This window comes from Murinocardiopsis flavida, from assembly GCF_003014485.1.
Lineage (GTDB): Bacteria > Actinomycetota > Actinomycetes > Streptosporangiales > Streptosporangiaceae > Murinocardiopsis > Murinocardiopsis flavida.
Genome location: NZ_PYGA01000008.1, coordinates 64,006 through 82,227, shown reverse-complemented (window position 1 = coordinate 82,227; position 18,222 = coordinate 64,006). Strand labels below are relative to the sequence as shown.

Here is an 18,222-nt window from a genome sequence, read left to right as displayed (position 1 = left end):
CCGCGCCGTTCGGGTCAGTCCTTGGACGACCCGAGGGTGATCTCGGTGGTCTTGTCCTGACCGCCGCGCTTGTAGACGAGCTTCACCTTCTCCTTGGGCTTCTTCTCGCGGATGAGGTTGATGAGCTGGTTGGCGTCGCGGATGCGGGTGTCGGCGAACTCGGTGATGACGTCGCCCGGCTTGAGCCCGGCGGAATCGGCGGGGCCGTCCTCCTCGACCGCCTCGCCCCCCGCGTCCTTGTCGTCGATGATGCGCGCCCCGCCGCCCTGGTAGCGGACGTCGAGGTTGGCGCCCATGACCGCGTGCGGTGCCGCGCCGGTGTCGACGAGCTGGCCGACGACCCGCTCGGCCTGCTTGGCCGGAATTGCGAAGCCGAGGCCGATGCTGCCGGACTGCTGGCCGGGGTTCTCGGAGCCCATGGTGGCGATGGCGGAGTTCACCCCGATGACGCGGCCCTCGGCGTCGACCAGCGGGCCGCCGGAGTTGCCGGGGTTGACCGCGGCGTCGGTCTGCAATGCGTTGATGAAGGTCTCGTCGCCCCGCTCGCCGACGGTCACCGGGCGGTCCTTGGCGCTGATGATGCCGGTCGTGACCGTGCCGTCGAGGCCGAGGGGCGCCCCGATGGCGATGACCTCGTCGCCGACCGTCGCCTTCTCGGAGTCGCCGAACTCCAGCGGGTCGACGTCGACGGGGTCCGCAAGTTCGAGCACCGCGAGGTCCGAACTGGGCGAGGAGCCCACGATCTCGGCCTCGGTGGTGTGGCCGTCGCTGTAGGCCACCTCGATACCGCTGCGCAGCGCCGCGGCGACGTGGTTGTTGGTGACCACGAAGTTGTCGCGGATCACGAATCCGGAACCGTTGCCGCCCTTGTCGCGGCCCGAGGGGCGGATCGACACCACGCTCGGGCTGACCCGCTGGGCGACCCCCGCGATGGTGTCGGGGGCGCGGCTCGGCGTGCCCTTGGGGACGTCGTTCTTCAGGGTGGTGGACTCCGACGTGGGCGCGGCACCGGCCGAGCCGATGGCACCGCCGACCGCGCCGCCCGCACCGGCGGCGAGCAGCGCCACGACGGCGACGCAGACCACGAGGCCCCACAGCGGGACGAACCGGCGGCGGCGCGCCGGGGCCGCCTGCCATTGGCCGGTGGCCGCCCACGGGTCGCCCGGCCCGGGCGGCCGCCCGGGACCGGGGGGGCCGCCGGGTCCTCCTGGTCCGCCGGGTCCATTGGGTCCGCCGGGAGCACCGGGACCGCTGGGTGCGCCGGGCCCACCGGGTGCGCCCGCGCCGAAGCCCGGACCTTGGGGGCCGGGCGGCCCCGAGCGCATTCCCACGGGGGGCGGGCCGCCCTGCGTTCCCATGGCGTGTGCCGAGGGCGTGCCCTGGGTCGGCTGCGGACCGGGGCCGGTTCCAGGTCCGGGGCCGGTTCCAGGTCCGGGGCCGGGCGCGGGGCGCTGCGGCGCGGCGCCGAGCGCGGGGTCGGCCCCCTGCTGGGCGCCGGTGCCCGGCGGGCGGTCCCAGTGGTCGGCGGACCCGTACTGCGGGCCGCGCGCGGGCTCGCGGTTCCACTGCGGGACCTGCGGGGCGGACACATCGGGCTCGTAGGGCGGCCGGCGGGGACCGGACGGCGCATCGGACGCGTTGGCGGCCTCGGCCTGCCACGCCCCGGCGGGGTCAGGGTCGGCCGGAGGAGCGCCGACCGGGTGATCGGACACCGCGTCGGGCCCCTGGCGGGGGTACTCCTCGGGAGGGCTCCCGTCGTCGGGAGCGCTGTGTCCGGTCTCGTCGGTCATGAACTCTCCGTCTGTTGCCGCATCCGCACTCGGTGCACCCCGTGCCGAATTCGTCGGTCAAGTGCTCGCACCCTACGCCGGTATCGGTGGTGTTCCGCCCGTATCGCGCCGGTTGTCGTGACCCTCCGACTTTACGTGGTCTGCCGGGGGGTGTCTCGTGGGATCCGCCGGGGACGGCGGCCCGTATCGGCCGCCGTTTTGCGGAACCGCGCAGGCAGACGCGCCGCCACGGCCCACAACGCCCCGCGGAGCGCGGGGCACGGGCGGTCCCGGCGCCCCGGCCGCCGCTCAGAGGCCGACCCAGGACCCCAACCGGTCGAAACCGCGCCCGATGCGCGCCCAGAAGCCGGTGCCGTCGGGCGCGGGGAGCGAGCCCGACGCGGCCTCGACCGACTCGGCCGGCGCGTCGGCCATGACCGTGTAGACGAACCCGCCTGCGCCCCACATGCGGCGGTGCTGGCCCGCGTCGCCGACGTAGACGGTCGCGCCGTCCTCCGCCACCGCGCGGAGCCCCGCGACGGACCCGGTACCGGTCGGCCGCAACCGGCCGGGCTGGACGAACACCGAGAGCATGGAGAGCCCGTCGGAATAGGTGAGGTGCACGGCGCGCGCGGCACCCGCCCCCCTGGACCGCGCCTCGACCAGGCTGAACCGCCCGGCCAGCCGCTCGGGCAGCCGCCACCCGGCGGCGTCGAGCCTGCGGCGGTCGGCGGCGCCGAGCCGGTCGCCCCACGGTTCGGTGCGGCGAGACCCGGCGAACATGCGCGACGGCGGCCCCGCCGCGGCGCTCTCGGACTCGTCCCCGGCCCGCTCCACCATCTCGATGGCGACGAACACGCTCGACTGGGCGACCCTCCCCTCGTTGTCGAGGGTCTCGCGGCGCAGCAGCAGGCCGGTGGCGTCGTCGATCCAGAAGCGCCCGGCGGCCGACCCGTCGGAACGGCGCGCCTCGACCATCCCGGCGTCCCTGCCGCAGACGACGGCGTCGCCGGCGGCCGCAATGGTGTAGTTGCCGCGCAGCAGCGTGAGGAGGGTGTCGTCGAGGTCCAGCGGGGGTTGGGCTGAGTCGACGGCCTCACCCGGCGGCAGCTCGGCGTCGACGACGAGCCCGCCGGCGCCGCCGCCGGATTCGGGCCGGTCGAGCACTGTGCCGTATCCGGGCTGGTGCGCGACCTCGACGGTCGTGCTCTGGGTACGTTGCCCGTTGAAGAACGAGAGCCGCTGCACCCCCTCGTAGCCGAGTTGGGCCTCGGCGCGCACGGCGCGCCGCAGCAGGTCCACGGCGCGGGTGTCGTCGCGCGCCCCTGACACGCCGGCGGCGGGGTGCACGGAGGAGGTCAGGCCGAGCAGGAGCAGCAGCGTGCACAGCACCGCGATGGCCCTGGCGTCGTCGGGCACGACCCGGGGACGCCCCCCGGACGGTTGGCCCGGGGGACGGTGATGCGGCCCGCTCACCGCGGTCGGGCGGGATCGGGCGCGGAGCCGTCGCCCGTGGTGGTCACCACCACTCGGCCGCCGCCCGGCGCATCGGGCCCGGAGTGGTCGACCGGTGTGAGCCCCATGGGGCCGGGCAGCGGCGCGTGCTGCGCGGTCACCGCGTGCTCCAGTGCGTAGTCGTCGAGCGGCGGGCGCACCAGCGGTGCGTCGCCGCCTTCGCCGCCGGCGACAAAGGCGGTGCCCAGCGCGACCGCCGCGACCGACATGCCTGCGACGGCGAAGCGCGCGCGGCCCCACACGGGCTGCCGGCGGGCGAACACGGAGGTGGACGGCATGCGCCGCTCGGCGGGCACCCGGGTGCGGGGGCCCGTGGGGCGCGGCGGATCAGCGCTTGCCGGGGCGGGCCTGGGGGCCCGTCGTGCGGGGCCGCCACCGATCGGCCGACTGGACCCCAGCGGGGGCGAGGAGCCGAAAGGGCGTGTGCCGCCCGCTGTGCCGGCGCCCGGCGGCGCGGACGGCGGCGGCGCGGGCGGGCGGTCGTCGGCCGCGGCGGTCAGCGAGCTGAGGCGGCCCATGAAGTCCATCGAGGGGGCGGGGGTGTCGAGCCCGTGGAGCCGCCGTTTCAGGCTGCGGGTCATCTCGGCCTCGAAGCGGCACGACTGGCACACCGCGAGGTGGCTCAGGGCGCGTTCGCGCTCGGCGTGCCCCAACTCGCCGTCGACCAGTGCCGAAAGGCGCTCGCCCAGGTGCCGGGTCATCGGGCCTCCCCTTCGCGCTCCGCTCCGAGCGGGGCCGCGGCTTCGCTCTGCGCCGTGACCTTCCTGCGGTGCTCCAGCGCCTTGCGGAGCTGCGAGCGGCCGCGGTGGATGCGGCTGCGCACGGTGCCCAGCTTCACGCCGAGCGTCGCCGCGATCTCCTCATACGACAGGCCCTCGATGTCGCACAGCACCACCGGGGCGCGGAACTCGGCGGGGAGCGCGTCGAGCGCGGCCTGGATGTCGGCGTCGAAGTGCTGGTCGTCGTAGACCTGCGCGGGGGTGGGCTCGCGGCCCTGGAGGCGTTCGTCGGCGCCGTCGGCCAGCCCCTCGAAGCGGATGCGCGCCTTGCGGCGCGCCATGTCGAGGAAGAGGTTGGTGGTGATGCGGTGCAGCCAGCCCTCGAACGTGCCCGGCGTGTAGTTCGCGAGCGACCGGAAGACCCGGATGAAGACCTCCTGGGTGAGGTCTTCGGCGTCGTAGCGGTTGCCGGTGAGTCGATACGCCAGGCGGTACACCCGCGCTGAGTGGTTGCGCACGACGTCGTCCCAGCTCGGCGGCTCCCACTGCTCGAACTCGACGGCAGAGTCGGAATCCGCCACCACCACTCCCTCCCGCCGGTCGGCCGCCGCTCGCGAAACGGCGGTACCGGTCGCGGTCTCGACTACGGCCTTCGAGGATTGAAACCCGCCTGGTACGTGAAGTCTTCCCTGTCTGTAACGCCACGAGTCCGTGATTAAGTTCCCACGCCGCTCCGGAACACCCCCGGCGGGTTACGCTTTGCCCGAGACCGCGACCCGGGTGTAATCGCCTAGGGAGCACCCACAGGGTGTAACAGGGGATTAGGGGAGGCGTCATCGCCAGCCGAGACGACAGTTTCGCCCACGTCGACCACTACGTCACCGAGGACGATCCGCTGGCCACCGCGCGCCGTTTGGGCAGGCAGGCCGACACCCGGCCCATCAGCCCGTCGGGCGGCGCCGTGCTGCGCTTCCTCACCGCCGCCATCGGCGCGCGGGCCGTCGTGGAGATCGGCACCGGGTGCGGCAGCTCCGGCATCTGGCTGCTGCGCGGCATGCGCCCCGACGGCATCCTCACCAGCGTCGACGTCGTCCCCGAGTACCAGCAGTCGGCGCGCGAGTCGTTCCAGGCCGCCGGGTTCGCCGCCAACCGCGCCCGGCTCATCCACGGGCGCGCCATGGACGTGCTCCCCCGGCTCAACGACGCTGCGTACGACATGGTGTTCGTCGACGCCGCGCTCCCCGAGTACCCCGAGTACCTCAAGGAGTCGCTGCGGCTGCTGCGCGACGGCGGCATCGTGGCGTTCAACAACGCCCTCGACGCCACCCCGGCCGATGACGGCCCGCTCAGCGGCCCCGACCCCGGCACCGAGGCGATGCGCGAGACCGGCCGCCTGGTCCGCGAGGACGACGGCCTGATCCCGCTGCTGCTGCCCATCGGCGAGGGCATGCTCGCCGCCATCCGCGGGGCGTGACCCCGGCGGGCCCCGCCCCGGCGCCGGCCGGCCGGTTCAGGCGGCGAGCCAGCGCAGCAGCAGCCGGGTGCTGAACCCGGTGCCGCCCTTGGTCAGCTCGGCGTCGTCGCTCATGGCCCGCCCCGGCCCCGCGATGTCGAGGTGCGCCCACGGCAGGCCCCCGGTGAACTCCCGCAGGAACAGCGCCGCCTCGCAGGCGCCCGGGCGCCCGAACTCGGTGCTGGTGCCGATGTTGGCGAGGTCGGCGACCCGCGAGCGCAGGGTCTCCCCGTACTGCTCGGTCAGCGGCATGCGCCACAGCGCTTCGCCGGACTCCTCCCCCGCCTCGGTGAGCGCCGCCGCGAGGGTGTCGTCGGTGGCGAACAGCGCGCCGAGGCCGGTGCCCAGCGCCAGCTTCGCCGCACCGGTGAGCGTGGCGACGTCGACCAGGGTGTCGGGGGCGAGCCGGTCGACCGCGTAGGCGAGGGCGTCGGCCATGACCAGGCGCCCCTCGGCATCGGTGTTGAGGACCTCGACCGTGCGCCCGCCGTAGGTCGTGAGGACGTCGCCGGGGCGCTGGGCGCTCCCGGAGAACGCGTTCTCGGCGATCGCGAGCAGCGCGGTCACCCGTACCGGGCAGCCCAGCTCCGCCAGCGCCGACATGACGCCGATCACCACGGCGGCGCCGCTCATGTCGGTCTTCATGAGCACCATGTTGTCGTTGGGCTTCAGCGACAGGCCGCCGGTGTCGAAGGTGATGCCCTTGCCGACCAGCACCACGTGCCGCTCGGCCGCCTCGGGCCGGTACTCGACCTGGACCAGCCGCGGGGGGCGGTCGGAGCCGCTGCCGACGGCGAGGATGGCGCCGAAACCGTCGGCGGCCAGCGCGTCCTCGTCCCAGGTGGAGACGGCCAGGCCCGCCTTTGCCGCCGCTTCGTCGGCGCGGGCCGCGAGCCAGGCGGGGTCCTTCTCCGCCGACGGGGTGTTGATGAGGTCGCGCGCGAGCGAGGTCGCGCGGGCCAGCGCCGTGCCGCGGCGGACGTGCTCGCCGAGGCCGGGGTCGGCGCCGCCGGTGAGCAGGTCGATGGCGGGAACCGGGGCGGGCTTCTTCGGGACGGCCGCGAGCGTGTAGGAGTACCCGGCCAGCAGCGCGCCCTCGGTGAAGGCCGTGAGCGACGCCGCCCCGTTCGCATGGCCGAGGGAGTCGGCGCTGATCGCGGCGCGCTCGCGGCCCTTGGCGAGGCGCGCGAACGCCGCCCCGGCCTTGCGCAGCGCCTTGGCCCCGCCGTCGCCGATCCCCAGCAGCGCGAACCGCACCAGCCCCCGCCCCAGGTCCACCGGCAGCTGCGCGGACTCGCCCGGCGCGCCGGTGAGCTCGTAGTGCACGACGAGCTCGGCGAGTGGTGCGGGCAGCCGGGCGTCGAGGTCGGCTGCCGCCCCGGCGGTCAGCGCGACCGGGCCGTCGGCACCGGACACGACCGGCAGGGCGACGAGGTCGGCCGACGTGTCGGCGAAACCGCCCTGGACGGGGTGGATCTCCGTGGCTAGAGGCACGAACACTCTCAATCTGCTTCGCCCCGCTCAGCGGGGGATGGGCGGGGCGCCGGCGCGCCTCGTGCGCGCCGCGACCGGGCCGCGCGTTGGAGGCGCGCGCAGCCGGCCCGCGGCGTCCGGGATCGGCGGAGTCAGCCCACGACGCCGTCGAGGGCCTCGGCGAGCTCCGTCGCCTCAGCGGGGGTCAGCTCCACGACAAGGCGCCCGCCGCCTTCGAGCGGAACCCGCATGATGATGCCGCGGCCTTCCTTGGTGACCTCCATCGGACCATCACCAGTCCTCGGCTTCATCGCCGCCATGCCGTGTCCCCTTTCATAGGAAGCTCTCGGTTCACGGTGGTGTACCGCGGTGCTCCCGCACCCACGAGGGGCGAGCGCGGGCGAAACGGTGCGCGGCCGTGTCCGCGTGACTCAGCGAGCGAGTCACTGGTCGGTCATTATCTCGGTTTTTGGGCCGGGTGGGAAACGATCGGACGGCGCGCGGCCCGCATCGCCCGGGGATCGTCGAAGGCTAAGGTTCTAAAGTTATAGCCGCAGCGCCGCCGAACGGGTGCTGGAAGGTGGCCCAAAAGCATCCAGACAGGGAGTTCACGTGGCCGAGTCCGACAGCGTTGTCTATGACCTCTCCGACGGCGTCGCGACCATCACGCTCAACCGCCCCGAAGCCATGAACTCGCTGACCGTGGAGTCCAAGGAGGCGCTTCTCGCGGCGGTCGAGCGGGCGAAGAACGACTCCGGCGCCCGCGCCGTGGTGATCACCGGTGCGGGGAAGGCGTTCAGCGCGGGGCAGGACCTCAACGAGCACGCGGCGTCGCTCGACGCCGGCACCGGGCTCGACGACACCGTCCGCCGACACTACAACGCGATCGTTCTGGGCCTGGTCCGGATGCCCAAACCGGTCCTCGCCGCCGTCAACGGGGTCGCCGCCGGTGCGGGGGCGTCGCTGGCGTTCGCCTGCGACCTGCGGATCGCCTCCGAGAAGGCGTCCTTCCTGATGGCGTTCGCCAAGGTCGGGCTGGGGTCCGATTCCGGGGCGTCGTGGACGCTCCCGCGGCTGATCGGCCACGGGCGGGCCATGGAGATGCTGATGCTCGCCGAACCGGTCAAGGCGGCGCGCGCCCTGGAGATCGGCCTCGTCGGCAAGGTCGTCCCCCACGACGACCTGGAGGGGGCTGCGCGCGAGCTCGCGCTGCGCCTCGCCAACGGGCCGACGGTCGCCTACGCGGCCCTCAAGGCCGAGCTCACCTTCGGTTCGGGCCTGGACCTCCAGAACGCGCTGGAGATGGAGGCGACCTTGCAGGACCAGTGCGCCCAGACCATCGACCACGCGGCGGCCACCCGCGCCTTCGTCGCCAAGGAGACCCCCTCGTTCGAGGGCCGCTGAGGCCGCCGGAACCTCAGCCGCCGGCGGCGCTGATCAGCGCGTAGAGGATCACGATCAGGACCAGCGCGAGCACGGCGACCCCGCCGACCACGCCGAGGAGCAGCCCGACCCGCACGCCGGAGTCCTGGGCGGGCGGCTGGGCGGCCATGGGCGGGTAGTGGCCGGGCGGGGCCGTGGCCGGCCCGAACGTCGCCGGGCCGTACTGGGGCGCAGAGGGCCCGTTCGGCACGGGGCCGTGCATGGGCCGGGGCCCCGGCGGGGCGGGGGTCGGGGTCGGCGGCCCGCCCGCGCCCGCGGGCGGGTAGGTGGGCCCGTAGCCCGGCTGCGGCGGCCGGGCCTGCGCCGGCCAGCCGCCCGACGGCTGCCCGCCGGGCGGGTGCATGGGCCCGGGCGGCGGCTGCGGCTGGGGGGTCGGCGGGCCGCCGAAGCGCATCTGCGGCGCGTTCGACATCGGCCCCGACACCGGCGGGCGCGACGGCGGGCCCTGCCGCAGCACCGGTGCCGGCATCGCCGGGCCGGCCGCGGGGAAGGACCGGTAGACGTCGGCCTCGGCGCGCTCCTTCGCCTCGCTGTCGGCCGCCGCGACCGTCCCCGCGACCATGGTCTCGACCGGCAGCGGCGCCTCCGCCGACGATGCGGCCGTCGCGGCGCTCGCGGAGTCGACGCCGAGCACCTGGAGCAGGGTCTCCGAGGCGCTCGGGCGGTCGGCGGGGTCCTTGGACAGGCACCGCTCGGCGATCTCGCGGAGCGGGCCGGTCAGCTCGCCGAAGTCCGGCGGCTCCTGGATGACGCGGTTGACGACGGCGCGCAGGGAGTCGTGCCCGAACGGGCCCTTGCCGTTCGCGGCGAAGACCATGGCGGATCCCCACGCGAACATGTCGACGGCGGGGCCCAGCGGGCCGCCCATGATCTGCTCGGGCGCCATGTAGGCGGGGGTCCCGGCGATCCGGCTGGTCATGATGGCGGTGCCTTCGAGCACCCTGGCGATGCCGAAGTCGATCACCCGCGGGCCGTCGGGCCCCATGAGGACGTTGCCGGGTTTGAAGTCGCGGTGCACGATGCCCGCCTGGTGGATCGCCGCGAGCGCCGTGACCGTGCCGATGGCGAGCCGTTCGAGGGCCGCGCCGCTGATCGGGCCGTTCTCGCGTACCACCGAGTGGAGGGACGGTCCCTCGATGTACTCGCTGACGACGTAGGGCGGGTCGGCCTCGATGTCGGCGTCGAGCACCTGCGCCGTGCAGAACCGCGCCACCCTGCGGGCGAGGTCGACCTCCTCGGCCATCTGCTTGCGCAGCCCCGCGACGTCGAGCGCGTCGGCGTGCAGCATCTTGACGGCGGCGTAGCCGCCGTCGGGGCCCTGACCCTGGTAGACGACGCCCTGGCCGCCCTGGCCGAGGCGGCCGAGGAGCTCGTAGTCGCCGACGACGCGCGGATCATCATCGGTCAACGGCCCGATGTCAGCCATGCGATTCCCCTCTGACGGACCGGCGGTAGCACGTGCCGACCGCTGCCCCGACCTTAACGGGCAGTCCAGCGCACCGTCGCGTCCGCACGGTCCTCAGCGGAAGAGTTGTCCGGTGGAGGCCATCGCCGGGACGGAGTCGGGCGAGGTCCGCCAGTCGGCTTCGAGCTGGCGGCGCTGCTCCCCCTCGCGGCGCAGCACGAGCATGCTGGTGTCGACGCAGCGCCGGTCGTCGTCGGCGGTCTCGATGTAGCGGAACCGCGCCGTGTCCCCATCGGCGCCGGTCAGGGTGAGCCTGCCCCGGCAGTGCAGGCCGGCCAGCTCGGCGGTGCCGCTCGCGGCCCCCTCTGCGAGGCGGACGGTGACCTGCCATTCGCTCAGGAACGTCCCGGTCTCGGTCTCCATCTGCGTGAGCTCGCCGGACCAGGCCCCGGCGAAGTCGTCGGGCACCCCCTGCGCCGGGGCCCACATCCAGGCCGCCGCGGCCAGTGCGAGCGCCGCGCCCGCCGCGGCCGCACCGCCCGCGATCACCCGGCGGTTGCGCAGCAGCCGCTGCCCGTTCATCGCCACTCCCGTCACTGCTCACTGCGCTGCCGGATCACCGGGCCGCCGCCGTGCGCGACCGCGCGCGGCCCGCCTGCGGGGCGGCCGCGCCGTCCCCGCGATCGGCCGGTTCCCGATGATCCTAGAGCGCCGCCGGACCGGGACACGACAGATCACCGACGAATCCCGCCCGCCGCCACCGATACGTCAGTCGAGGGCCCCGGTGGACGTCATCATCGTGCCGTCGTGGGATTCGGCCAGCCATTCCGCCTCGACGGCGTCGCCGCTGCCCGCCGCGAGGGTGAGGGTGGCCTCGTCGACGCACCTGTTGTCGGGGTCATAGGTCTCGACGTAGTCGAAGGACAGCCTGGCGCCGTCCTTCTCCGTGAGGGTGAGGCTGCCGCGGCAGTTGAACGTCCGCCACTCGGCGCTGCCACGGTGGGCGCCCTCCTTGAGGTCGACCGCCGCCGTCCAGTCGGTCACCGGCTTGCCCTGCTCGTCGACCTGCGCCATCTCGCCGACGCGGGAACCGGCGAAGGCAGCGGGGACGCCGTCGCCGACGGGGCCGGGCTCGTCGCCGGGGTTGAGCACCCACGCGGCGGCAGCGCCGCCCGCGAGCACCACCAGGACGGCGGCGATGGCGATGAGCACGCCTTTGCGCCGCTTGCCGCTGTGGCGGGTGGACCGCGGCGGCGGCCATAGGGACATGCCCCTGATCGCCGTGTGCGGTTCGGCCGGGATCTCGTCGCGCTGCTCCGGCTTCCCCGGACTCGCCGACACCCGACTCACCTCATGCCCATTCGGGCACAGGAACAAGAGCCCGGACAGAACATGGTCTTTCCTCCAAGTGCGGGGGATGCGGAACCCGCTCGCATAGGGCGAGCACGGACGCGATCGGCAGGCCCTGCATACACCGAGTGGACCACATGGTCAGCCACTCAATCCAAATTTATCCGGACAATTCGACCGGTGGATCCCCGTGTCGTTGCAGTACGCGAAACGCCGATGCGCCGAAGTCGACCCTAGATCACGATTCGGTATCCGAATCCACCGGGTCTCAGCGGAGCGCCGCCTCGTCCCCGAGCGCGCGCAGCGAGCTGCGGAACATCGGGGCCAGCAGCAGCCGCGCCAGCGGGCGCGCCGCCGCGCCGAGCCGCCCGAACGGCAGGTCGGCCCACTCGGTCCAGACGACCACGCTGTGGCTCGGCGAGACGGGCCGGACGTCGAACCGCCCCTCGCCGCGCACGACGCCGCCCAGGTGCCGCACCGAGCACCGGCCGGCCGCGGTGTCGGTGGCGGGCCGCCACTCGGTGATCTCCATGGGGTCGGTGAAACCGATCGGCCCGACACCGGTGAACGCGTCGATGCGCGCCCCTTCGCCGGAACCGCCGCTCGCCGAGGTCAGCACCATCCAGCGGTGATGGATCTCCCAATCGGTGAGGGTCAGCCAGACCCGCCCGGCGGGTGCGGGGCAGATGCGGCTGACGCGCAGCAGCGGCGGCGCCTGCGGCACGCTCATGCGCGGCCGTTGCCGACGTGCAGGGAGGAGGTGTCGGGCGCATCGGCGGCGGTCTCGGCCGCGGTACCGGCCGCGGAGTCGTCGTGGCGCACGACGGCGTGCCGACCGGTCGGCGCATCGGCCGCGCCGCCGGGCCCGGGGGCGGCGGGCCGGGGGCCGCCGTGGGCGGAGTCGGCCTCCTCGAACGGCAGCGGACTCTGGCCGGGCGCCGCACCGGCGGGGGCCGAATAGGCGGCCAGCCCGCCCAGGCGCGCTTCGAGCTCCTCGATCCGGGCGTCGCGGTCGCGCAGCGCGCCGGAGAGGCGGCGCAGCGCTTCGTCGACCGCCCGGACGTGGTACCCCCACATCGACAGCGGCAGGCGGACCCCGGCGACGTCCGCCGCGCTGATGGGCCGGTCGGCGGGCAGGTCCAGGGGCGCGTGGTCGGCCTCGAACCGGGCGAGCTGGCCGCCCTTGCCCATGACCACCAGCGCGACGGCGGCCAGCACCGCGACCGCCGCCAGGCCGGTCAGGATGAGGATCGTCAGGTTCACTCTCCCGATCGTGCCACACGGGCGACACCCCGGCGCCGCGGAAACGCGTCCCGCACCGCGAGGCACCGCCGGGGCATGCCAGACTTTGCGACCGTGCGCAGTACAACCGAGCAGTACACCGTGGTGGCACCCGACGCGGACCCCGGCTGGGCGGTCGACGCCGGATACCGGCCCGACCCACGCCGCACCCGGACCCTGTTGACGGGCCCCCGCCCCGTGCTGGTCCGGTGCGAGCCGCCGGCGGGGGCCGCGCACCCCGACGGGGACGTCGATCTCGCCGACAGCCTCGCGGTGATCGCGGTCTACGCCTGGCTCGGGGTCAGGGTGTTCGCCACCCGCCACCCCCGCTCGGCCCGCCAGGTGCTCGACATGGTGGCGTCGATCCGGGGGGACCGGCCGCCCGCGACGGCCCGAAGGGGCCTCGCCTGAGGCCGTCCCCGCAGCGGCCGGGCGCGGGTCACGGGTCGGCGCGCTCGGCGTCGTGGATCCGCTCGCCCTCCTCCTCGACCCGCCCGGCCTCGAACTGGCGGCGCGCCATGTCGACGTGGGCCTTGCGGATCGTCTCGATGACGTCGTCGGGGTCGTCGGTGAGATACATCAGCTCGGGGTCGTTCGGCGAGACGAGCCCTTCGACCAGCAGGGTCTTGCGGATCCAGTCGAACATGCCGCCCCAGAACTCCGTGCCGACCAGCACGACGGGGAACTTGGTGACCTTGCCGGTCTGCACCAGGGTGATGGCCTCGAACAGCTCGTCCAGCGTGCCGAACCCGCCGGGCAGCACGACGAACGCCTGCGAGTACTTGACGAACATGGTCTTGCGCACGAAGAAGTACCGGAACGTGACGCCCATGTCGATGTAGTCGTTCAGGGACTGCTCGAAGGGCAGCTCGATGCCCAGCCCGATGGACGTGCCGCCGGCCTGCTTGGCGCCCTTGTTCGCCGCCTCCATCATCCCGGGGCCGCCGCCGGTGATGACCGTGTACCCGGCCTCCACCAGCTTGCCGCCGATGGTCTCGCCGAGGGCGTAGTAGGGGTTCCCGGGCTTGATACGCGCCGAGCCGAACACGCTGACCGCGCTGCCGACCTCCGACAGCAGCCCGAAGCCCTCGACGAACTCCGACTGGATCCGCAGGACCCGCCACGGATCGGTGTGCACCCATTCGGCCGGGCCCCGCTGGTCCAGCAGCCGCTGGTCGGTGGTGGTGTCGGGGACCGCCTTGCCGCGGTAGGTCAGCGGGCCCGCGCGCCTGACGTCTGCTTCGCTTTCTCTCATGCGGCAAAGCTACCCATTGCGGGGTGCTCAGGGGGTGATCTTCGTCGTCCGCCGCATGAACGGGGACGTGCCGACGGGGTCTCAGGCCCCGGTGAGCCAGGCGGCCATGCGGCGCTCGGCCTCGCTGATCTCGTCGAGGACGACGTACTCGTCCTTGGTGTGCGCCAGGGTGGGGTCGCCGGGGCCGTAGTTGACGGCGGGCACGCCCAGTTCCGAGAACCGCGAGACGTCGGTCCAGCCGAGCTTGGCGCGGGCCTGCCCCGACCCCACGGCGCGCACGAACACCTCGGCGGCCGGGTGGTCCAGCCCCGGCCGGGCCGGGGCAGCGGCGTCGGTGACCGCCACGGGGAAGCCCGCGAACACCTCCTTCAGGTGCTCCTCGGCCTCGGCGACGGTGCGGTCGGGCGCGAACCGGTAGTTGACGGTGACCGTGCACACATCGGGGATGACGTTGCCCGCGACCCCGCCGGAGACGAACACGGCGTTCAACCCCTCGTGGAAGGTCAGCCCTTCGACCTCGGGGCGGCGCGGCCGGTACCCGCGCAGGACGTCGAGGATGGGCGCCGCGCCGTGGATGGCGTTGCGCCCCATCCAGGAGCGCGCGCTGTGGGCGCGCTCGCCGTAGGCGGTGACCTCGGCGCGCAGGGTGCCCTGGCAGCCGCCCTCGATCATCCCGCCGGTGGGCTCCATCAGGATGGCGAAGTCGCCGGCCAGCCACTCGGGGTGGTCGCGCGCGAGCCGCCGCAGCCCGTTGCGCTCGGCGTCGATCTCCTCGCAGTCGTAGAACACGTAGGTGACGTCGTGGACCGGCTCCGCGATGGCGGCAGCCAGCTTGAGCTGCACCGCCACCCCGCTCTTCATGTCGGTGGTGCCGCAGCCGTAGAGGCGGCCCTCCGACTCGTGCGAGGGCACGTTGCCGACGATGGGCACCGTGTCGATGTGCCCGGCGACGACGACCCGCTGCGCGCGGCCCAGGTTCGTGCGCGCCACCACGGCGTCGCCGTCGCGCTCGACGACGAGGTGCGGGAGGGGGCGCAGCGCCTGCTCGATCGCGTCGGCGAGCGCGCGCTCCCCGCCGCTGACGGATTCCATGTCCACGATGCGGGCGGTGAGCGCGCGGACGTCCGTCGCGAGGTCGAGCATGCGGTGCGGCCTTTCTCCCAGGAGATCGGGTGGCGCGCGGCGCCGGCGGCGCCGCGCGCGGGTCTGCGGGTCCTCGGTGCCCGGCGCCGTGCGGGCGGGACGCCTCAGGCGTTGACGCCGTGCTCGCGGAGCAGCGCGTTCATGGCGAGCTTGTCGTGCTCCTCGCCCTCGTGGAGGCGCTTGAGGACCAGCAGGCACGGCAGCCCGAAGTCGCCGCCGGGGAAGCTCTTGACGCGGTTGGCCGTGACGCAGACCGACCACGCGGGCGCCTCGCCGCGGGGCAGTTCGTCGCCGGTCTCGGCGTCGAACACGCGGGTGGACGACGTGAGGATGGTCCCGGCGCCGAGCTTGGCACCGGTGCGCACGCGGGCGCCCTCGACCACCATGCTGCGCGAGCCGAGGAACGCGTCGTTCTCGATGACGACCGGCGCGGCCTGCGGCGGTTCGAGCACGCCGCCCACGCCCACGCCGCCGGACAGGTGCACGTTCTCGCCGACCTGCGCGCAGGACCCGACCGTGGCCCAGGTGTCGACCATGGTGCCGGAGCCGACCCAGGCGCCGAAGTTCACGAACGACGGCATCATGACGACGCCGGGCGCAAGGTAGGCGCCCCAGCGCGCGATGGCGCCGGGGACGACCCGCACGCCTTCGAGGCGGCTCTTCAGCGGGATGCGGTCGTGGTAGTTGAAGGAGCCGATGGCGGACTCCTCCATGGCGAGCACCTTGAAGCTCAGCAGGATGGCGCGCTTGGCGCGCTCGTCGACGACCACCTCATCGGTAGCGGGGTCGACGAACGCCACCCGCGCCTTGCCCGCGTCGAGTTCGTCGACCGCGCCGACGATGGTGGCGCGGGCCTCGGTGTGGTCGGGGGTGAGCTCGGTGCGGCGCTCCCACAGTGCGTCGATGTCCTGCGGAAGGGGGCTGGTGAACGAGGTGGTCATGGCTCTGGAGCCTACTGGTTGTGCGCACGGGGCGACGAACCCGTCCCCACTCGGCGGTGCGCGCCGCGGCGCCGTGCGACGCGCCGCGGATTCTCGCCCACTTGCAGCACCGCGACTCGTATGACGACCTAGAATCTGTGGTGTATCCCTTCCCCATCCCGGTGGCGGCCGCGGCCGCCGGTCCGGGGATGCCCGTCCCCATCCGATCGCGGACCGCGCCTGGCGCGCCCGCCCCGATACCCCTGACGGTTCACGGAGTGTCTGGAAAGCGTCGAAAGAGCAGCGAGCCGAGCGAGACCCCGCAGCAGCGCGGGCGCCGCAAGGTCTCCGCGTTCTTCAAGATCCTGGTCATCCTGACCGCAGCCTGCGGCGTGCTCGTCGGCGGCGGCTTCTACCTGCTGCGGTCCATCAAGCCGATCGAGATCGCCCCGCCCGCTCCGGCGGCCGGCTGCAAGATGACCGAGGCCGGCCGGAAGACCGGCCTGGAGATCGAACAGGCGGCGAACGCCGCGACGATCGGCGGAGTCGCCTTCGCGAAGGACCTGCCCGACCACGCGGTCGTGATCGCCTACGCCACGGTGTGGCAGGAGTCGAAGTTCCACAACATCGACTTCGGCGACCGCGACTCCGTCGGCCTGTTCCAGCAGCGGCCGTCCCAGGAATGGGGACGCGTCGACCAGCTCATGGACCCCGTGTACGCCTCCGGCCGGTTCTACGACGAGCTGGCCGACGTCCCCGGCTACCGCGACATCCCCGTGTACGAGGCGGCGCAGGCGGTCCAGCGCAGCGCCGACGGGTTCGCCTACGACGACCACGAACCCAAGTCGCGCGGCATGGCCAAGGCGTTCACCGGCCAGGAGGGCGCGGCGCTGAGCTGCTGGTTCAAGAAGCAGGAAGCCGCCGAGACCGACGTCGCCGGCGCACGCGAGGAGATGACCCGGATCTTCGGCATCGACCCCGGCACGCTGCCCGTCGCCGACCCGCCGGCCACCGGCGACCCCGGCCAGGCCATGGCGCTGTGGGCGGTCGCCAACGCCAAGGACTACGGCTTGACCTCCGTCACCTACGGCGACCAGCGGTGGACCGCAGCGAAGGGCCGCGACGGCTGGGTGCGCACCGCCGACGTCGCCCCCGAGGGCCAGATCCTGCTGAAGTGAGCCCGGCGGCGGTCAGGTGAGCCCCGCGGCGGTCACGCGAGCGCCGCCAGCCGCCGCACCGCGGCGGCGACCCGCTCGTCGGTCGCCGTGAACGCCACCCGCACGTGGTCGGCTCCCGCGGCGCCGTAGAACACCCCGGGCGCGACCAGGATGCCGTGCTCGGCGAGCAGCTTCACCGACCCCCACGCGTCGTGCGCGGGGTGGGCCGCCCACAAGTACAGCCCGGCCTCGGAGTGGTCGACCCGCCAGCCGGCGCGCTCCAGCGCCGCGCGCAGCAGGGCGCGGCGTGCGGCGTAGCGCTCCTTCTGCTCGCGGGCGTGCGCGTCGTCGTCGAGCGCGGCCCGCATGGCGGCCTGCACCGGGGCCGGCATGATCATCCCGGCGTGCTTGCGCACGGCCAGCACCTCCTCGACCAGCGCGGGGTCGCCTGCGGTGAACGCGGCGCGGTAGCCGGCCAGGTTGGAGCGCTTCGACAGCGAGTGCAGCGCGAGCAGCCCGGTGTGCGAGCCCCCGGACACATCGGGGTGCAGGATCGACAGCGGGTGCGTGCCGTCCCAGCCGAGGTCGAGGTAGCACTCGTCGGAGGCGACGATCGCGCCGCGCTCGCGCGCCCACGCGACGACCTTGCGCAGGTGCTCCGCTGGGAGCACCCGCCCCGTGGGGTTCGCGGGCGAGTTCAGCCACACCAGCCGCACCGGCGCCGGTCCCAGCGAGGTGAGCCCGTCGGAGGCGGCGGGGGTGGCCTGCGCCAGGCGGATCCCGAGATCGTAGGTCGGGTAGGCGAGCTCGGGGTACACGACGGTGTCGCCGGCGCCCAGCCCCAGGAGGGTCGGCAGCCAGGCCACCATCTCCTTGGAACCGAGGGTGGGCAGGACGGCGTCGGGCGCCACGGCGACGCCGTGGCGCCGCTCCAGCCAGCCCGCGATGGCGGCGCGCAACTCAGGTGTGCCGTGGGTCTGCGGGTACCCCGGACTGTCGGCCGCGTCGGCCAGCGCCGCGCGCAGCGCGGGCGGCACCGGGTCGACCGGTGTGCCGATGGACAGGTCGACGATGCCGTCGGGGTGCGCCGCCGCGGCCTCCTTGTGCGGGACCAGGCGGTCCCACGGAAAGGCCGGCAGCCGGTCGGTCACCCGTCGTCGTTCAGTCATCGGTCCCCGTTGCTCCTGGTCTGCCGCCGCGGCGCCGCCGCCGCGCGGATCGGTCGTCGGCGCGGAACCGGCGCCCGGCGCTGCGGGCCGCCGCACCGCCGGGCGCTCGG

The 18,222-nt window shown here is 74.1% G+C and carries 19 protein-coding genes; 4 read left to right on the top strand and 15 right to left on the bottom strand.

Translation table 11 applies throughout. The features are described 5' to 3' along the window. Window positions 1-14: 14 nt before the first annotated feature. From CLV63_RS35010 to sigE, 4 genes are all read right to left on the bottom strand, one after another. Window positions 15-1,790, bottom strand: coding sequence for a S1C family serine protease (locus tag CLV63_RS35010; protein WP_106583256.1), 1,776 nt, complete (start codon window positions 1,788-1,790; stop codon window positions 15-17). 288 nt (window positions 1,791-2,078) lie between these two features. Beyond that, a complete protein-coding gene (locus tag CLV63_RS13005) occupies window positions 2,079-3,188 on the bottom strand; it encodes a sigma-E factor regulatory protein RseB domain-containing protein (RefSeq protein ID WP_170134216.1) in 1,110 nt (369 codons plus the stop codon). Window positions 3,189-3,241: 53 nt separating this feature from the next. Continuing rightward, window positions 3,242-3,985, bottom strand: a complete 744-nt coding sequence (locus CLV63_RS13000) for a zf-HC2 domain-containing protein (RefSeq protein WP_106583254.1) — start codon at window positions 3,983-3,985, stop codon at window positions 3,242-3,244. Next, complete coding sequence (sigE, locus tag CLV63_RS12995; RefSeq protein ID WP_281260732.1) at window positions 3,982-4,719, bottom strand: RNA polymerase sigma factor SigE; 738 nt, start codon at window positions 4,717-4,719, stop codon at window positions 3,982-3,984. The genes CLV63_RS13000 and sigE overlap by 4 nt, the downstream gene beginning before the upstream one ends. A gap of 119 nt (window positions 4,720-4,838) precedes the next feature. On the opposite strand from sigE, the gene CLV63_RS12990 reads away from it, so the two are divergent. Next, entirely contained in the window at window positions 4,839-5,477 is a 639-nt protein-coding gene (locus tag CLV63_RS12990; RefSeq protein WP_394339771.1) for an O-methyltransferase, read from the top strand. 36 nt (window positions 5,478-5,513) lie between these two features. Here the strand turns inward: CLV63_RS12990 and CLV63_RS12985 are convergent, their stop codons facing one another. Next, entirely contained in the window at window positions 5,514-7,010 is a 1,497-nt protein-coding gene (locus tag CLV63_RS12985) for a leucyl aminopeptidase (RefSeq protein WP_106583382.1), read from the bottom strand. A gap of 131 nt (window positions 7,011-7,141) precedes the next feature. Beyond that, the gene (locus CLV63_RS12980; RefSeq protein WP_106583251.1) at window positions 7,142-7,309 is read right to left on the bottom strand and encodes a DUF3117 domain-containing protein; all 168 of its coding nucleotides are present in this window, start codon (window positions 7,307-7,309) and stop codon (window positions 7,142-7,144) included. 292 nt (window positions 7,310-7,601) lie between these two features. Between CLV63_RS12980 and CLV63_RS12975 the strand changes: the two genes are divergently transcribed. Continuing rightward, window positions 7,602-8,393, top strand: a complete 792-nt coding sequence (locus CLV63_RS12975; protein ID WP_106583250.1) for an enoyl-CoA hydratase-related protein — start codon at window positions 7,602-7,604, stop codon at window positions 8,391-8,393. A gap of 13 nt (window positions 8,394-8,406) precedes the next feature. Here CLV63_RS12975 and CLV63_RS12970 read toward each other — a convergent pair whose 3' ends face one another. The 5 genes from CLV63_RS12970 to CLV63_RS34545 form a co-directional block, all read right to left on the bottom strand. Continuing rightward, the gene (locus tag CLV63_RS12970; protein WP_106583249.1) at window positions 8,407-9,858 is read right to left on the bottom strand and encodes a serine/threonine-protein kinase; all 1,452 of its coding nucleotides are present in this window, start codon (window positions 9,856-9,858) and stop codon (window positions 8,407-8,409) included. A 93-nt stretch (window positions 9,859-9,951) separates the two neighbouring features. Further along, entirely contained in the window at window positions 9,952-10,419 is a 468-nt protein-coding gene (locus CLV63_RS12965; protein ID WP_106583248.1) for a hypothetical protein, read from the bottom strand. Between the two features lie 186 nt (window positions 10,420-10,605). Beyond that, window positions 10,606-11,178, bottom strand: a complete 573-nt coding sequence (locus CLV63_RS12960) for a hypothetical protein (protein ID WP_106583247.1) — start codon at window positions 11,176-11,178, stop codon at window positions 10,606-10,608. 277 nt (window positions 11,179-11,455) lie between these two features. After that, window positions 11,456-11,917 carry an SRPBCC family protein gene (locus tag CLV63_RS12955; protein ID WP_106583246.1) on the bottom strand — a complete coding sequence of 154 codons (462 nt, stop codon included), beginning with the start codon at window positions 11,915-11,917 and terminating at the stop codon, window positions 11,456-11,458. Further along, window positions 11,914-12,450 carry a hypothetical protein gene (locus tag CLV63_RS34545; protein WP_245928775.1) on the bottom strand — a complete coding sequence of 179 codons (537 nt, stop codon included), beginning with the start codon at window positions 12,448-12,450 and terminating at the stop codon, window positions 11,914-11,916. Before CLV63_RS34545 ends, CLV63_RS12955 begins: the two co-directional genes overlap by 4 nt. Before the next feature lie 93 nt (window positions 12,451-12,543). Here CLV63_RS34545 and CLV63_RS12945 point away from each other — a divergent pair, with 93 nt between their 5' ends. Beyond that, window positions 12,544-12,879 (top strand): hypothetical protein, encoded by a 336-nt coding sequence (locus tag CLV63_RS12945; protein WP_245928774.1) that lies wholly within the window; start codon window positions 12,544-12,546, stop codon window positions 12,877-12,879. Between the two features lie 28 nt (window positions 12,880-12,907). Here the strand turns inward: CLV63_RS12945 and CLV63_RS12940 are convergent, their stop codons facing one another. The 3 genes from CLV63_RS12940 to CLV63_RS12930 form a co-directional block, all read right to left on the bottom strand. Further along, window positions 12,908-13,723 (bottom strand): LOG family protein, encoded by an 816-nt coding sequence (locus CLV63_RS12940; protein WP_106583244.1) that lies wholly within the window; start codon window positions 13,721-13,723, stop codon window positions 12,908-12,910. Window positions 13,724-13,804: 81 nt separating this feature from the next. Next, the gene (gene dapE, locus CLV63_RS12935; protein ID WP_106583243.1) at window positions 13,805-14,866 is read right to left on the bottom strand and encodes a succinyl-diaminopimelate desuccinylase; all 1,062 of its coding nucleotides are present in this window, start codon (window positions 14,864-14,866) and stop codon (window positions 13,805-13,807) included. Between the two features lie 104 nt (window positions 14,867-14,970). Further along, window positions 14,971-15,807 (bottom strand): 2,3,4,5-tetrahydropyridine-2,6-dicarboxylate N-succinyltransferase, encoded by an 837-nt coding sequence (locus CLV63_RS12930; RefSeq protein ID WP_106583242.1) that lies wholly within the window; start codon window positions 15,805-15,807, stop codon window positions 14,971-14,973. Window positions 15,808-16,064: 257 nt separating this feature from the next. Here CLV63_RS12930 and CLV63_RS12925 point away from each other — a divergent pair, with 257 nt between their 5' ends. Further along, entirely contained in the window at window positions 16,065-16,964 is a 900-nt protein-coding gene (locus tag CLV63_RS12925) for a hypothetical protein (RefSeq protein ID WP_106583241.1), read from the top strand. A 32-nt stretch (window positions 16,965-16,996) separates the two neighbouring features. On the opposite strand, the gene dapC is transcribed toward CLV63_RS12925, so the two are convergent. Then, entirely contained in the window at window positions 16,997-18,112 is a 1,116-nt protein-coding gene (dapC, locus tag CLV63_RS12920; RefSeq protein WP_106583240.1) for a succinyldiaminopimelate transaminase, read from the bottom strand. Window positions 18,113-18,222: the final 110 nt, after the last annotated feature.